Origin of the sequence: Microbulbifer sp. CNSA002 (assembly GCF_047324085.1) — a bacterium.
GTDB lineage: Bacteria > Pseudomonadota > Gammaproteobacteria > Pseudomonadales > Cellvibrionaceae > Microbulbifer.
This window is the reverse complement of record NZ_CP172449.1, coordinates 1,073,662-1,090,121: the sequence shown is the minus strand read 5'-3', so window position 1 is coordinate 1,090,121 and position 16,460 is coordinate 1,073,662. Positions and strand designations below refer to the sequence as shown.

Sequence of the window (16,460 nt, the reverse complement as noted above, 5' to 3'; positions counted from 1 at the left end):
CAAAATAAATTCTGTATATCCTCGGCTCAGCGAGGCATCATGAGTAAATCACTATGAACCCAGCCATAGAAGAATTAAAAAGATATTTAACCGAGCTAGAATCGGTGAATGACTTTGAATCGATAGAACTTAAAGCAGAGCATATTGGCATTTTAATTCAGGTAAAGTCGGCGATAGGACAGCTTGAACTATGCGAAAAGTATGGTATCAGCGCAGGTTCACTAGTAAGTAGTTTACCCAAAACTGAAAATCCAAATTTTTGCTACTTAATGGTACATGAAAACGAGTCGTCGAACCCTGATAACTGGGAGGAAGTTATCTTCGAAGGACAGAAAATTCAGTTTAGTGGTGGTGACCTTGTAATTCGCAAGTAATCAACACACAGTAAATCATTGTCGCCAATCAACAAACTGCTTGTATATTACAATTCTTATAGAAGTTAAGCACTATAGACCCACGCCGAAAGCATGCCTAAAAAGAGACTAAAAGGTACTCAGACGCAAGTAATGACTACTATGACAATAAGAGCAATTTGCTTATTAATTTTGGTTTTAGGAATCACAATCCTCTTTGGCATTATAAAAATCCACAACCCCGATGTAAGCTTTGAAAGCTCAGATGGCCATTGGGGAGACTCTGAAGTTCAATTTAAGGGGCGGGATTATTCCGTAATAGAAGAAGGGTTCCGTAGGTACAAACTTCAATGTAACGCAAGCGATGTGTACCTTGTTAGAAATACTGAGAAGAATTGGATAAATGTACTCGCTTGGCCAAACTACCTCTCTCATGACAAATGGAAGCTCCCATACAGAGCCGCAAGTGGAATGCACTATGATGGAATTATTAGGTGCCAAACAAATCAATAACATCACATTCTAATTCCAGTACAGCGTAACCCTAAAATTCCGATCTGCTTTTAATCAGAGGAATAGTTTAATAGCAATAGGACCCTCCTTCATCTTCTGAAAACTGGCGCACATTTTCATTTATTCAGCTGTCGCAAGACATTACATAACCCTACCGAATAAAAAGTATACACATAAGAATTAAACGTTCCTTCGCACCACTGGCGCTATCTCCCGCAACGATTTATAAATCAGACAAGCGAATAGGATTACCGACAACTAAAAAATTTCTCAGAAAAGCAATAATCGTTTTTCAAATTATCTCTTCTTGCGTGAGAGCACCCTCAAAATCAGAATTCTTGATTTGCCCTTTTACTGCAAGACCAGTGATTGATACGGGCTTCGCCCGCAGAAACATGGGAGAGCGAAGTTGAATTACCCGGATCAGTTCACTCCTCAGATTTGGCCATTGATTATTTATTGTCTGGCCGTATTTGCCCTAATTACCTTAATGCTCAGCCTTTCCTATTTTCTCGGTCAGAAACGCAGAGACCCGGCTACCGATGAGCCCTATGAGTCGGGTATTGTTTCCCAGGGCAATGCGCGTCTGCGCCTCTCTGTCGCCTATTACCTTGTTGCCATCCTGTTTATCGTCTTCGACCTGGAGGCGATTTACCTGTTTAGCTGGTCCATCGCATTTTATGAAACTGGCCTGCTCGGGTTTATCGAGGCCACCGTATTTATCGTGATACTGCTGGTGGGGCTTATTTATCTGTGGCGCCTGGGTGCACTTGACTGGGGCGGATACCAGAAGAGTTTGGAGAAACGCCAAAAACCCCGATAACAACAATGAGAATTCATAATGCGCTGGAAGCTGAGCAAAGCCGACGACCTGATTGCCACTGAACGCGGCAATCCTTCTGAAGAAATAAGCACTCAAGATTTAGAAAAAAATATTCTCCTTACCAAACTCGAAGAGCTGGTTTCCTGGGGCCGTTCAAATTCCCTGTGGCCATTTAACTTCGGGTTGTCCTGTTGCTACGTAGAAATGGCCACCGCCTTCACCAGCCGCCACGACATCTCTCGCTTTGGCGCTGAGGTCATCCGTGCAACCCCGCGACAAGCGGATTTGATTGTAATTTCAGGGACAGTTTTCCTGAAAATGGCACCAGTGGTACAGCGACTCTACGAGCAAATGATCGAGCCCCGTTGGGTCATCTCCATGGGTTCATGCGCAAATTCCGGCGGTATGTACGATATCTACAGTGTGGTTCAGGGGGTCGATAAGTTTCTCCCGGTCGATGTTTATGTGCCCGGCTGTCCACCACGCCCAGAGGCCCTACTGCAGGGATTGACCTTGCTGCAAAAGTCGGTGGCTGCGGAGAGACGAGCCTTCAGCTGGGTTGTGGATGATCAAGGAACTCACAAGGTTCCAAAGCCCAGTCAGCGTGATCTCCATAGGGAAGAACGTATGAAAGCTGACATGCTACGTGCGCCCGACAGTGTTTAGGCTTCATGGAATAAGAAAAAAACAACGGAATAGCCAATGACTGGCGTAATTGCGAAAACTGTCCACACAGCAACTCCCTACAGGAAAGCAGCAGAGGCATTTATTCGGGACCTCGACACCGGATATAAGCTTCACTCGTTCTGGTGGCAGCCACACTGTGATGATATGCCCACACTGTGGATCGAGAAACATGCCTTGATCCCTCTTTTACTCTTTCTCAAGCGGGATATCACCCAGCCATTTGAAATGCTGTATGACCTGAGTGCTATCGACGAACGGCTGCGGGTCAACCGTGGGGAGGGAACCGAAAAACAACCTTCCAGCGATTTCACCCTGGTATATCAACTACTTTCATTTACCCGCAATTTATTTATCCGTATCAAGGTGGCTCTTCCCGAGAGTGATCTGAGTGCACCGACCATTACTGCCGTTTGGGAGAATGCCAACTGGTATGAACGGGAAGTGTGGGATCTATTCGGTATCGACTTTCCCGGTCATCCCCATTTACAGAGAATCATGATGCCCCTGACCTGGAAGGGGCATCCACTGCGCAAGGATCACCACGCTCGGGCTACCGAAGTCGACCCATTTAGTCTGTCAGAAGAGAAGGAGCGCAAAGAACAAGACGCCCTGCTGTTCCGGCCGGAAGACTGGGGCATGGCCAGGAGTAATGAAGACTCAGAGTTTATGTTCCTCAACCTGGGCCCGAATCACCCCAGTGTGCACGGGGTATTCCGTGTAGCCCTTCAGCTGGATGGTGAACAGATTATTGATGCAGTGCCAGATATCGGTTACCACCATCGCGGTGCGGAGAAGATGGCCGAGCGCCAGGCCTGGCATACCTATGTGCCCTACACCGACCGTATCGATTACCTCGGCGGTGTCATGAACAACCTGCCCTATGTGATGGCACTGGAGCAACTTGCCGGCATTAAAGTTCCTGAACGCGCACAGATGATACGGGTGATGATGTGCGAGTTCTTCCGCATATCCAGCCACCTGGTATTTTTTGGCACCTTTGCCCAGGACGTGGGGCAGATGTCTCCCGTGTTCTATATGTTTATCGATAGGGAAAAACTGTTTGGAATAGTTGAGGCCATTACCGGCGGCAGAATGCACCCGGCATGGTTCCGTATCGGCGGAGTAGCGCAGGACTTACCCCAGGGTTGGGACAAGATGGTGCGGGAATTTCTTGACTATATGCCCGCACGCTTAGCCGATTACGACGGCATGGTAATTAAAAACAAACTCCTGCAACGCCGCACCCGTGGCATTGGTGTCTACGATACGGCGGAGGCGTTTGAGTGGGGGGTTACCGGGCCAGGGCTTCGCGCCACGGGCCTGGATTGGGATCTGCGTAAAAAGCGCCCTTACAGCGGCTATGATCAGTTCGAGTTCGAGATTCCCAGCTACGATGGTGGGGACTGTTTCGACCGCTGCCGGGTCCGGGTGGATGAGATATGGCAGAGCCTGCGGATTATTCGCCAGTGCCTGGAAAATATGCCGGCAGGCCCTTATAAGTCGGACCACCCTTTGACTACCCCTCCGCGAAAGGGGCGCACCATGGAGGACATCGAGACTTTAATTCAGCACTTTGTGAATAACAGCTGGGGACCGGTAATGCCAGCCGGCGAAGTGTGTTATCCCATTGAGGCCACTAAAGGAATCAACAGCTACCAGATCGTTAGTGATGGGGGGACCACCTCATACAGGACCCGAATTCGCACCCCTTCATTCCCACACCTGCAAATGATTCCGTTAATGTCCAACGGACTATTGATTGCTGACCTTATTGCCATTATTGCCAGCATCGACTTCGTCATGGCGGATGTGGACAGATAACAATAAAGAATTACGGCAGGCACAGGGCCGTACAGCAGCGGAGTAGAAAAGTGCACGGAAATACACCCAGCGTTTCAGCCATCGCAAACACAGATGGCGGCAGCGCCTCAACGAAACCTCCGCAAGTTCTATCTCGGGGGCGACTATGTCCAGCTTATTAGAACCGGAATTGATTGAAGTAATGGAGCAAGGCAATAGCAATTCAGCAGACAACCAGGCGACCTTAACAGTACAAGAAAAAGAGGAAATTGATCAGGAAGCCACCCACTACCACGAAAAAACTTCAGTGGGGCTCGAGGCGTTGCGGATTGTACAGAAACATCGCGGCTGGATTTCCGATGAGAGCCTCCAGGCAATTTCCAATTATCTGGATATTCCCGTTGCAGAACTTGAGAGTGTCGCCACCTACTTCCAGTTGATTTTCCGCCAACCAGTAGGTAAGGAAGTGATCTACCTGTGTAAAAGCTCCAGCTGCTGGATTATGGGTTGCGATAATTTGCAGAAAAAAATATCTGAGCGCTTAAATATCCAGCCTGGAGAAACCTCCGAAGATGGGATTTTCACCCTGCTGGAAACGCCCTGCCTGGGAGATTGTGACAAAGCCCCAGTCCTTATGCTCGGCGAAGAGATGCATCGCCATTTGGATGAGAAAGGTATTGATGAATTAATCGATAAGAAGAAAAAATACCATGCTGACAAATCCACTGACTAAAAATATTTCCAGTGAAAATATTGCCGCCACTATTGAGCAATATGTGGAAAACGACGGCTACCAGGGCTGGCGCAAAGCCATCACCATGGTACCGGACAGTATTATCAACGAAGTAAAAGATGCAGGCCTGCGCGGACGCGGTGGAGCGGGGTTTAACACTGGGCTGAAGTGGAGTTTTGTACCTAGGGGTGAAGATTCGCCCAAGCAGAAGTACATCGTCTGTAACGCCGATGAAATGGAACCCGGCGCCTTCAAAGACCGATTGCTAATGGAGCGAGACCCTCACCTCCTTCTTGAGGGAATGGCTATAGCCGCCTATGCCATTGGCGCCTCTCACGCCTATATTTTTATTCGTGGTGAATACCACCTGGCTGCAAACCGGCTCGAACAGGCAATCGATGAAGCCAAGCAGCAGGGCATGATTGGCGAAAATATTTTCGACAGTGGCTTTAATCTGGAGATCTGCCTGCACCGCAGCGCCGGTAACTATATCTGTGGTGAAGAAACCGCACTGCTAAACGCCCTTGAAGGCAAGCGGGCCATTCCCCGCGCCAAGCCCCCCTTTCCACAGGTCAGCGGGCTTTGGGGCAAACCCACTGTCGTTAACAATGTAGAAACCTTGTGCAACCTCCCCCATTTAATTAGCCACGGCGTGGAGTGGTACAAAAACCTTAGCCGGGGTGACGATGCGGGAAGCAAAATATTTGGTGTTAGCGGCAAGGTTAATAATCCAGGGGCTTGGGAACTCCCAATGGGGACGCCCATTCGCGACATTATTGAACAACATGCCGGTGGCATGAAAGATGGCCTACAACTGAAGGGCATTCTTCCCGGTGGAGGATCGACCGACTTCCTCGGCCCGGACCACCTCGATCTTCCCATGGATTACGACGTTATCGGCAAGGCCGGCAGCCGTATGGGGACCGGCACGATCACCGTGCTCGACGATAAAACCTGCCCCGTAGGCCTGGTACTGAACTTGACCCAGTTCTTTGCGCGGGAATCATGTGGCTGGTGCACCCCCTGCCGGGACGGCTTGCCCTGGGCCGTCAAAATTCTGGAGAGAATAGAGTCTGGCCAGGGGACTAAAGAAGACTTGGAACTCCTCAGGGAACAGTGCGAGCGTATTGGCCCCGGCAATACCTTTTGCGCCCTGGCTCCCGGCGCTGCAGAGCCTATACAAAGCGCGTTAAAACTCTTTGAGCAGGATTTTATCGACCATATTGAAGGCGGTTGTTGCCCCTATAAATAAATTATCGCGACTAAATTAGTACAACAACCCTGCCCCTGAAAGCATTAATAAAAAGAAAATGGATTTCAAATGCCAACCATCACAATAGACGGTAATAAATACCAGGTTGATGGAGATCAAAACCTGCTCACTGCCTGCCTGTCCCTGGGTTTGAATGTCCCCTATTTTTGCTGGCACCCCGCCATGGGTTCTGTTGGCGCCTGCCGCCAATGTGCGGTTATCGAGCATAAGGACAGCGAAGATCAACGAGGCCGGTTTATTATGAGCTGTATGACCCCGATAAAAGACGGCGGTATTTACAGTGTCAGTTCGGAAGCTGCGAAAGATTTTCGCGGTTCTGTGATAGAAGACTTGATGACCAACCACCCTCACGATTGCCCGGTTTGTGAGGAGGGCGGCGAGTGCCACTTACAGGATATGACTGAAATGTCCGGTCATACCATGCGCCGCTATCAGGGTACCAAGCGCACCCACCGAAACCAGTATCTCGGCCCCTTTATCAATCACGAAATGAATCGCTGTATTACCTGCTACCGGTGTGTCAGGTTCTATCACGACTATGCCGGTGGCGAGGATTTACAAGCACTGGGTCGCAATCACCAAGTCTTTTTTGGCCGCAATACCGAGGGCATGCTGGAAAATGGTTTTAGTGGGAACCTTGTCGAAGTGTGCCCCACCGGAGTATTTACCGATAAGACTTTCAGCCAGCACTTTGTCCGAAAATGGGATTTGCAAACAGCCGCCTCAGTCTGTGAACACTGTGCCGTGGGTTGCAACACCGCGCCTGGAGCGAGGGAATCCGGCAACAACCAAGACCCGATGTTGCGTCGTGTGGTCAACTTATATCACCACGATATCAACGGCTATTTTCTCTGTGATCGGGGGCGCTTTGGATACGAATATGTCAACAGTAAGAGCCGGATAACCCAGGTACTTTCTGCGCGCAAAGATGCCGTGATCAGCTCTACAGCAGAAACTGATGAACGTCTGCACAAAGAGGTTTCTCCCAAGGACGCGGTGTTCTCACTTTCAGAAAAACTCGCATCAGCTCAGAGAGGTGAGCACCGCTTAATCGGCATTGGCTCACCCAGGGCATCGCTGGAAAATAACTTCGCCCTATTAAAGTTTGTAGGACGGGATAACTTCTTCTCTGGCCTCAACCAGCGGGATATGCAGCTACTACACCTTGTAGACAGAATTCAGAGCGATGCCAATATCCACAGCCCGACTATCCCTGAGATAGAAAATTCAGATGTTATATTGATACTCGGGGAAGATATCTACAACACAGCCCCCAGGGTTGCCCTGGCAGTTCGCCAAGCAGCACGGAGCCGCCAAAAAGAACAGGCTGAATCATTAAGAATACCCTTGTGGCAGGATGCTTCTGTTCGACAATTAGAGGGTGAACCCAGCCCAATTATTTTTATCGGCACCGAACTCAATCAGATCTCAGATATTACCTGTAAAGCGATCTATACCCTGCCGGAACAGGCCGCCCAAATCGGCCAGGCAATTGCCAATAATATTCTGAAGGTTAAAAGCAACAAAACTTCACTGAGTGCAGAGAATCTGGAGGAAGCTGAAAGAATCTCAGCAATATTAACTGCGGCTAAGAACCCAGTGATCATCTCTGGAACCAGCAGCAAAAATATCCACCTTACCCACAGCGCAGCCAAAATCGCCAGTGCACTGGCAGAAAAAAATGGCAAACCTACTTCTCTATACTTGTGTTGTGAAGAGGCTAATAGCTTGGGAGTTATTCAACTGTTTGAGCCCGAAACCGGTTCCCTTGAGCATCTGATCACTGAACTCAAGAATGACAAAACCAATATCGATAAAACCCTAGTGATTCTGGAGAATGACCTCTCCTTAAGAATCGCAAGTGAAGAGTTAAACAGTCTGTTTGCCAGCGTCGACCATATTATTCTGCTGGACACCCTGCTCAATGAAACCGCCAAACATGCCGACTTAATCTTTCCTGTATCCGCAACGGCCGAATCCCAAGGGACATTTGTTAACAATACTGGTTTGGCACAGCGATTTTATGCGGTCTATGAAGGCACTGGGTATATCCAGGAGAGCTGGCGCTGGCTGGTAGATGCCGCTGGTTTTTGCACAGAACACTCCGAGAGTATCGACACTATTATCAATTGGAATCACTGCCCGGATATCACCGATTCCCTAGCGGAAAGTGTTTCTTCACTCAAGGTCATCAAAGATTTAGGGCCGGATGAAAACTTCCGGATTGACGGGCTCAAGGTTGCTCGACAGACCGCTCGCTACAGTGGGCGCACGGCTATTCACGCAGAGCAACATGTCTCAGAGGAGCCCCCACACCAAGACCCCGATGCTCCCATGAGCTTTAGCATGGAAGGTGTGCACAATCCGAACCGATCACCGCTGCAAGCCAATATCTGGTCTCCCGGATGGAACTCCAACCAATCAATTTTCAAGTTTCAGCAGGAAGTGGGTGGCGAACGCCGTGGTGGTGCCTCGGGTAAATATATCCAGCGGCGAGAGCAAGCACTATCGGAGTGGTCCTTGCCCATAGCCTCCGATGGCGATACAGATAGCGATAACCACAGTCTAGCGACACTGCCGATTTACCGAATGTTTGGTTCGGAAGAGCTCAGTAACCGCGCAATGGCCATCGCTAAAGTGATCGATAAGCCATTCTTTACTTTAAATCGCGGTGATGCCGAAAGTGCCAACCTCAACCAGGGAGACACAGTGGCGTTAGACACCAATAGCGGTGTTTTCCGCGGCAGTGTGGTTATCTCCGATAGCCAACCTTCCGGCAGCCTGGGTGTGCCCTATGGTCTTCCAGGGCTTGAAACTCTTTCCCCCGTATTACCGGGTGGCGCCAATCTGTTGCCAGTGGAAGAAAGCTCCGCAATCGGGCAAGAGGACTAATTATGAGCACAAATATCTGGATCATATTGCTCAATATTTTCGGCGTATTGATAGTTACCGTGCTGCTAGCAGCCATTTTAACTTGGGGCGAGCGCCGCCTATTGGGCTTTTGGCAAGATCGCCCGGGCCCTAACCGAGTAGGGAAATTTGGCACCCTGCAAGTTATTGCAGATATGATCAAGCTGTTCTTTAAGGAAGACTTCACTCCGAAATTTGCAGATATTCCCGTATTTGTACTGGCACCCACTGTAGTTATGGCAACCATGTTGATTGCCTTTGCTGTAGTGCCCATATCGCCCAATATTGGGGTCACCGACCTGAATATCGGTTTACTGTTTGTGCTGGCTATGAGTTCTATTGCGGTCTATAGCGTAATTCTTGGGGGATATGCATCAAATAATAAATATGCTCTGCTCGGTGGGCTAAGGGCTGCCGCTCAAACCGTGTCCTATGAAGTATTTATGGGTTTGAGCCTGATGGGCGTTGTTATGCTCTCAGGCAGTTTCAATCTACGCGAGATTGTTAATGCCCAGGCAGATGGTTGGTTTATCATCCCCCAATTCCTGGGTTTTATTGTTTTCTTTATTGCCGGTATTGCCGAGAGCCGCAGAACTCCATTTGATCTTCCGGAAGCTGAGCACGAACTGACAGCGGGATTCCATACCGAATACTCCGGTATGAAGTTCGGCATGTTCTTTGTGGGTGAATATCTGGCAGTGATTCTAATTTCAGCACTAATCACCACCCTGTTTCTCGGTGGATGGCACGGCCCCCTACTGCCCCCATTTATTTGGTTTTGCCTGAAAACTGCCATTCTGGTTGGTGTGTTTATTCTTTTAAGGGCGGCGATTCCACGCCCCCGCTACGACCAATTAATGAAGTTTGGCTGGAAGGTCATGCTACCTCTGGCCCTGATCAACCTACTGGCTACCGCAGCGGTACTTTTGTGGACAGCCTAGAAAATTAAAATAAGCGTGCGAGGCCAAAGAAATGATTTCAAGCCAGATTCGCAGCATGTGGTTGGTATTTAAACACCTGTTCCGGAAGAACGTTACCGTACAATACCCCGACCAAAAGCCCTATCTGGCACCCAGATATCGTGGCAGGATCGTGCTCACCCGAGATCCCAACGGTGACGAGCGCTGCGTTGCCTGTAATCTCTGCGCCGTTGCCTGCCCTCCTGATTGTATTTCACTGCAAAAAACAGAAGATCCTGACGGCCGCTGGCGTCCCGAATATTTTCGTATCAATTTTTCCCGCTGCATTATGTGTGGGCTTTGTGAAGATGCCTGCCCAACCTATGCCATCCAGCTAACACCTGACTTTGAGATGTGCGAGTACGATCGGCAAAACATGGTGTACGAAAAGGAAGATCTTCTAATCAGTGGCCCTGGTAAGTATCACGACTACAGCTTTTATCAAATTGCAGGAAAGGCCATCTCAGGTAAGGACAAGGGCGAAGCTCAAAATGAGGCCGAGCCCATTAATGTAAAAAGCCTAAATCTCTGATTTCAATAAGGCTAATAACTAAAAAGAGGTTTTCCCAGTGAATTACATTTTCTACTTAACCGCTGCGGTTGCCATTGTCTCAACCGCCATGGTTATCTTTCACAAGAACGCGGTCCACGCGCTACTTTATCTTGTCACTTCACTTTTATCGGTTGCCGTTATTTTCTACCAGTTTGGCGCCCCCCTGGCAGCAGCTTTGGAAGTTATTATTTATGCCGGCGCCATCATGGTATTGATTATTTTTGTCATCATGATGCTCAACCAGGGAGACGCTTCAGTTGCACAGGAGCAAGCCTGGTTACAACCCCACACCTGGATTGGCCCAGCCCTTCTATCAGCCATTTTGTTAATCCAGCTACTTCTGCTGGTTAGTAGCGGGCAAATTCCTTCAGAGCAAACCTACCACTATATCGGGCCCAAACAAGTCGGTATCGCACTTTTTAGTCATTACGTTCTCGCTGTCGAACTGGCTTCAATGCTGCTTTTGGCAGGGCTTGTTGGAGCTTTTCACCTCGCCCGACACAGAAGAACAGTTAAACCGGAGTGAAGCTATGCCTATCGAATCTGCACCTGGTTTGGAGGCTGGCGTGCTGTTGGCCTCCATTCTGTTTTGCTTGGGGTTAGCCGGATTACTCATCCGAAGAAATATTATTTTTATGCTGATGAGTATTGAAATTTGCACCAATGCCGCAGCATTAATGTTTGTTGTCGCCGGCGCACACTGGGGCAATGCTGATGGGCAGGTGATGTTTGTTTTTGTTGTCACCCTGGCCGCTGCCGAAGTAGCCATTGCACTGGCGCTGGTCTTGCAATTTTATTATCGCAAACACACGGTCGATATTGACCAGCTCAATGGATTGAGGGGTTAATATGAACGGATCACTAGCCTGGATACCATTACTTCCCTTTCTTGGTTTCCTGACCCTCATCAGTATTCCACTGTTTACACAAAAGGAACCCTCACAAAAGTTAGTGAGCCTGATTGGTGTGGGCAGTGTGGGAATAGCAGCGATTCTGGTTTTTAACCTCGCACTCTCCACCTTTCTGGGCAACCCGGAATCGGTCGTTACACTGTCAGTTTGGCAGTGGATGCGGGTATCAGACCTCCAACTCGGCTTCACCTTTCATGTGGACTGGCTAACCCTGGTAATGCTGATGATCATTACCGGAGTGGGCTTCCTTATCCACTTATACTCAGCCGGATATATGCGTGAAGATCCGGATTTCCGCCGCTACTTTTCCTACCTGAATCTCTTTGTCTCTGCCATGTTAATTCTTGTAATGGCGGACAACCTGGTACTTCTCTACCTGGGATGGGAAGGTGTTGGTCTTTGTTCCTACTTGCTCATTGGCTTTTGGTATAAGGACCCTGCAAACGGCGCGGCGGCACAGAAGGCATTTATCGTCACCCGCGTCGGCGATACCGCCATGGCGATCGGCTTGTTCCTGTTGTTCTTTGAGTTCTCAACACTAAATATACCGGAGCTCATCACAGCGGCAGGGAATCCCGGGGTCAATACTCAAATTGTCACTATCGCTATGCTGCTGTTACTGGGTGGCGCTGTGGGTAAGTCAGCACAGATTCCACTCCAGACCTGGCTTCCCGATGCGATGGCAGGCCCCACTCCCGTCAGCGCCCTTATCCACGCTGCCACCATGGTGACGGCCGGGGTCTACTTGATCGCCCGCATGCACCCGCTTTATCAGCTGTCTGGAACCGCCATGACAGCTGTAGCCATTGTCGGCGCTCTGACTCTATTAATCTCCGGATTCAGTGCTATCGCACAAAGTGATATCAAACGGGTCCTGGCCTATTCGACCATCTCCCAGATTGGATATATGTTCCTGGCCCTGGGTGTCGGTGCCTGGTCAGGAGCCATCTTCCATTTGATGACCCACGCCTTCTTCAAGGCTCTGCTCTTCCTCTCCGCAGGGTCAGTAATCCTGAGCGTACATCACGAGCAGAATATCTTTGCCATGGGCGGCCTCTATCGCAAAATCCCCTTTACCTTTATCTGCTTTACCATCGGTTGCGCCTGCCTGGCAGCACTCCCATTTACATCCGGTTTCTACAGCAAAGATCATATTTTGCTCAGTGCTTATGAATATCATCAAGGAGTAAACCTGCTTTGGCTTGCCGGTCTATTAGGTGCGCTGGTCACAGGGATTTATAGCTTCCGGGTTCTGTTTCTTGCATTTCTGGGCAGTGAGGGCAGCGCCTCCTCACACTGTAAAGACGCCAATAACACGGTGATGATGCTTCCCTTGGGCCTCCTCGCTGTACTTGCCCTATTTGGTGGAATTCTCGCTCCACCTCTCCAGGGAGTCTTTGGCACCCCAACCGACGAACACCACTCCTGGGTCATTGAAGCCATTGCCATTGCCATGCCGCTGATCGGCCTGTTTATCGCCTGGAAAATGTTCCTGTTCGAGAAGAAGGTTGGGGAGCAGCGCTCTCCACTAATGCAGTTTTGGTTTAAGGGATGGGGTTTTGACTGGGTCTATGACCGGGTCTTTGTAAGACCTTTTAAATTTATCACCGCCCTTAACCACAAAGATATTATCGACAGCATCTACAAGGGTACCGCTTCGCTGAGTGCACATCTAAATAACGCCCTCAGCTCTTCACAAAATGGCCAAATACGTTGGTACCTGGCCACCTTTGTAGCCGGATCAATTTTATTCCTAGCCCTGTTGGTGGCTCTATGACATTACTGGCAATAATTATAATTTTATTTGTTGGGGGAATATTAGCCTGGCTGGCAGAGAGACATCTCTATGAGGGTGGACGCTTAATCAGCCTGGTTTCCCTGATAATCGCATCCCTGCTCTTGATCAGCTATTTCCCCCAGGCAGAGTCCACAGTTGTTACAGGTGACAGTCAGTGGTGGGATAGCCTTTTGGTATCCTGGATACCCAGGTTTGGGATCAGCTTCCATCTGGCAATTGATGGGCTCAGCTTTCTTATGCTGCTACTGACAATGGGGATGGGGATCTTTGGGTTAGTAATGACCTGGAATGATGTCACCTTCCGGCGCGGCTTCTTTTATTTTAACTACCTGTGGACACTGGCCGGTATTGTCGGTGTGTTTACCGCTATCGACCTGTTTTTATTCTTTTTCTTCTGGGAAGTTATGCTGATTCCCATGCTGCTGTTGATTGCAGTTTGGGGTTATGAGGGCAGAGTCTACGCTGCGATAAAGTTCTTTATTTTCACCCAGGCAAGCAGCTTGTTAATGCTGATTGCCATCGTTGCCTTGGCATTTATCCACTATCGGAATAGCGGGCAACTGACCTTTAACTATATGGATTTGTTGGGTGCTCAACTGTCTGCAACAGCAGCTTATTGGTTAATGCTCGGATTTTTTATTGCCTTTATCGTCAAGTTGCCAGCGCTGCCCTTCCATACCTGGTTACCTGACGCCCATACCCAGGCCCCTACTGCCGGCAGTATTCTGCTGGCGGCGATTCTGTTGAAAACAGGAGCCTATGGTTTATTACGCTTTACACTGCCCTTATTCCCGGAGAGTTCACAAGCTTTTGCACCCGTTGCAATGACCATTGGAGCCATCAGTGTGGTCTACGGCGCATCGCTGGCATTCGCTCAGAAGGATATGAAAAGACTTGTGGCCTATTCCAGTGTGAGCCATATGGGATTTGTTCTATTGGGGCTCTACGCGCTGAATACTATCGCCCTGCAGGGCGCAGTGATGCAAATGATCGCCCACGGCTTGAGTACCGCTGCTCTCTTCGCATTAGTAGGCGCACTACAGCATCGTCTCCATACTCGGGATATGAGTCAGCTCGGCGGTGTCTGGCCTCTTCTGCCAAAGCTATCCGCCGTTGCACTCTTCTTTGCCATCGCCTCGCTAGGACTGCCTGGGCTGGGTAATTTTGTTGCCGAATTCCTGGTGCTTGTTGGTAGCTTTAAAGCTAATCACTGGTTAACGGTTATTGCAGCAATTGGGCTTATTGGAGCAGCACTCTATGCACTATTGATGATGCAACGTGTCTTCTTTGGCAAGTTTAATGACAAATTGAAACCCGCTACAGAGGGGAAAACTGTCAGTGATCTAAGCCTCAGGGAGATCTCTGCGCTTCTTTCACTGGCGGTGCTTCTCGTGATCTTCGGGCTCCGCCCCCAGCCTATCTTTGATATCGCCGAGCCTACGATTGCCAAATCAATGCAAAAATTTCAGGCCCCCGAAAATGAAGAAGTCGTCATAGAAAAGACAGGGCCGGAAACTTCAGCAAGCTTATCCTCTCCTACTGCTAAAAGCGCTAATACAGGTACATCTCTATGAGTGCCCAAGAACTATTTTCTATCCTACCGCTTTTACTGATTAGTGCCGGTATTGTAGTTTTGCTGCTCCAAGTATCCTTCTGGAGAAATCATGCGGGCGCTCTGGTTACAACTCTTATCACCTTGGTAGCCGCTATCATTGCCTGTTTCTGGGTTGGAGCCAGCCTATCGGGCAATAACGGGTCCATTCAAGTGACTGCCCTACTCTCGATTGACTACAACTCGTTGTTCTTCTGTCTGCTGATATTAGTTACCGCCATAGCCGTCAGCGTTATGGGATACAACTACTTAAAACTTCGGTGTGACCTGAATAGAAACCCGGATAGCTATCCAGAAGAGTTTTATATACTACTTTTACTTGCCATTTTGGGAGCAAGCACCCTGGTATTTGCCAGCCACTTTGCCACCTTTTTCCTCGGTATAGAATTAATTAGCCTCGCACTTTATCCACTGTTGGGATTTGCGGTTACTGGCAATTTATCCTCAAGTAAAGATCAAGTAAATTCCCTGGAATCTGCCTTTAAATACTTAATCCTTTCAGCACTTTCTACCGCTCTCGGGCTATTCGGTATCGCATTAATTTATGCGGCGTCTGGGGCACTGGACTTTGGCAGTATCGCTACACGGATACAGGATCTTTCACAGACTTCTGCTCTTTTTGCAACCGGCGCCACTCTGCTGGTCATTTCTGTTGCTTTCAAGTTATCACTGGTTCCATTTCATATCTGGACACCCGATGTATTCCAGGGCGCACCTACGCCTACGACGGCGTTGATCGCCACAGTGGGAAAAACAGCCGTAATTGCCTTTCTGTTGCGATTCTTTAATACCTTAAATCTCTACCAGAGCCCTATTCTTATTGATTTACTGACAATCGCCGCCATAGCCAGCATGCTGATAGGAAATTTATTGGCCCTGATGCAAAACAATATCAAAAGGCTGCTGGCCTACTCCTCAATCGGCCATATAGGCTATTTAATTGTGGCGTTTATCATCGGCAATAGCGCGTTTGGTACAGAGGCGGTTATTTATTACATGGTCGCTTATGTCATTACTACACTAGGAGCCTTTGCAATTGTTGGCCTGATAGCTGATTCAGTGGAGGCCGCCCAACTAACCAATGGAACAAATGTCAGTGACGTGACCGACAGTGCAGATGATCCCTATCACAGAGACTTTTACCGGGGATTACTCTGGCGTAGTCCATGGCTGGCGAGCTGTCTTGCTCTAATGCTGTTATCTCTGGCTGGAATTCCCTTAACTATTGGGTTTATTGGGAAGTTTTACGTCTTTACCGCAGGTGTTGAAGGAAAAATGTGGGCTCTTCTCGCTGGTGTGGTTATTGGTAGTGCATTGGGCCTCTTCTATTACCTTCGTCTTCTACTTACGATGGTACAAAGAGATGCCATTGACACTAGCAGTAACAGCGAAACGTTACAAATTACCACTTCAGGGCAGTTTTTAATCGCAACTCTCGCTGCCGTACTGGTTTTTTTCGGAATATTTCCACAGGTCCTTATTAACTGGATAAATGCTATATAAAGTAGAGAGCGAGTGCTGATGTAAAAATATTT

14 protein-coding genes are annotated in these 16,460 nt (G+C 48.8%); all 14 read left to right on the top strand.

Features of this window, described 5'->3' with window-relative positions:
- Positions 1–53: 53 nt before the first annotated feature.
- Positions 54–374, top strand: coding sequence for a hypothetical protein (locus ACG1BZ_RS04740; protein ID WP_413664593.1), 321 nt, complete (start codon positions 54–56; stop codon positions 372–374).
- Positions 375–1,275: 901 nt separating this feature from the next.
- Positions 1,276–1,689, top strand: coding sequence for an NADH-quinone oxidoreductase subunit A (ndhC, locus tag ACG1BZ_RS04735; RefSeq protein ID WP_413664592.1), 414 nt, complete (start codon positions 1,276–1,278; stop codon positions 1,687–1,689).
- 18 nt (positions 1,690–1,707) lie between these two features.
- Entirely contained in the window at positions 1,708–2,355 is a 648-nt protein-coding gene (locus tag ACG1BZ_RS04730) for an NADH-quinone oxidoreductase subunit B (RefSeq protein WP_413664591.1), read from the top strand.
- A 36-nt stretch (positions 2,356–2,391) separates the two neighbouring features.
- On the top strand, positions 2,392–4,197 hold the full coding sequence (gene nuoC / locus ACG1BZ_RS04725) for an NADH-quinone oxidoreductase subunit C/D (RefSeq protein ID WP_413664590.1): 1,806 nt from the start codon (positions 2,392–2,394) through the stop codon (positions 4,195–4,197).
- Between the two features lie 145 nt (positions 4,198–4,342).
- The gene (gene nuoE / locus ACG1BZ_RS04720) at positions 4,343–4,909 is read left to right on the top strand and encodes an NADH-quinone oxidoreductase subunit NuoE (RefSeq protein ID WP_413664589.1); all 567 of its coding nucleotides are present in this window, start codon (positions 4,343–4,345) and stop codon (positions 4,907–4,909) included.
- Positions 4,887–6,161 (top strand): NADH-quinone oxidoreductase subunit NuoF, encoded by a 1,275-nt coding sequence (gene nuoF, locus ACG1BZ_RS04715; RefSeq protein WP_413664588.1) that lies wholly within the window; start codon positions 4,887–4,889, stop codon positions 6,159–6,161. Before nuoE ends, nuoF begins: the two co-directional genes overlap by 23 nt.
- A 69-nt stretch (positions 6,162–6,230) precedes the next feature.
- Positions 6,231–9,074, top strand: coding sequence for an NADH-quinone oxidoreductase subunit NuoG (nuoG, locus tag ACG1BZ_RS04710; protein ID WP_413664587.1), 2,844 nt, complete (start codon positions 6,231–6,233; stop codon positions 9,072–9,074).
- Between the two features lie 2 nt (positions 9,075–9,076).
- Positions 9,077–10,033, top strand: a complete 957-nt coding sequence (gene nuoH, locus ACG1BZ_RS04705) for an NADH-quinone oxidoreductase subunit NuoH (RefSeq protein WP_282934030.1) — start codon at positions 9,077–9,079, stop codon at positions 10,031–10,033.
- Between the two features lie 31 nt (positions 10,034–10,064).
- Positions 10,065–10,583, top strand: a complete 519-nt coding sequence (gene nuoI / locus ACG1BZ_RS04700; RefSeq protein WP_282934031.1) for an NADH-quinone oxidoreductase subunit NuoI — start codon at positions 10,065–10,067, stop codon at positions 10,581–10,583.
- 37 nt (positions 10,584–10,620) lie between these two features.
- Positions 10,621–11,130 carry an NADH-quinone oxidoreductase subunit J gene (gene nuoJ / locus ACG1BZ_RS04695; RefSeq protein WP_413664586.1) on the top strand — a complete coding sequence of 170 codons (510 nt, stop codon included), beginning with the start codon at positions 10,621–10,623 and terminating at the stop codon, positions 11,128–11,130.
- A 4-nt stretch (positions 11,131–11,134) separates the two neighbouring features.
- On the top strand, positions 11,135–11,452 hold the full coding sequence (gene nuoK / locus ACG1BZ_RS04690) for an NADH-quinone oxidoreductase subunit NuoK (protein ID WP_413664585.1): 318 nt from the start codon (positions 11,135–11,137) through the stop codon (positions 11,450–11,452).
- A 1-nt stretch (position 11,453) separates the two neighbouring features.
- Positions 11,454–13,292 carry an NADH-quinone oxidoreductase subunit L gene (gene nuoL, locus ACG1BZ_RS04685; RefSeq protein ID WP_413664584.1) on the top strand — a complete coding sequence of 613 codons (1,839 nt, stop codon included), beginning with the start codon at positions 11,454–11,456 and terminating at the stop codon, positions 13,290–13,292.
- Positions 13,289–14,887 (top strand): NADH-quinone oxidoreductase subunit M, encoded by a 1,599-nt coding sequence (gene nuoM, locus ACG1BZ_RS04680; RefSeq protein ID WP_413664583.1) that lies wholly within the window; start codon positions 13,289–13,291, stop codon positions 14,885–14,887. Before nuoL ends, nuoM begins: the two co-directional genes overlap by 4 nt.
- Positions 14,884–16,428, top strand: coding sequence for an NADH-quinone oxidoreductase subunit N (locus ACG1BZ_RS04675; protein ID WP_413664582.1), 1,545 nt, complete (start codon positions 14,884–14,886; stop codon positions 16,426–16,428). Before nuoM ends, ACG1BZ_RS04675 begins: the two co-directional genes overlap by 4 nt.
- Positions 16,429–16,460 lie beyond the last annotated feature (32 nt).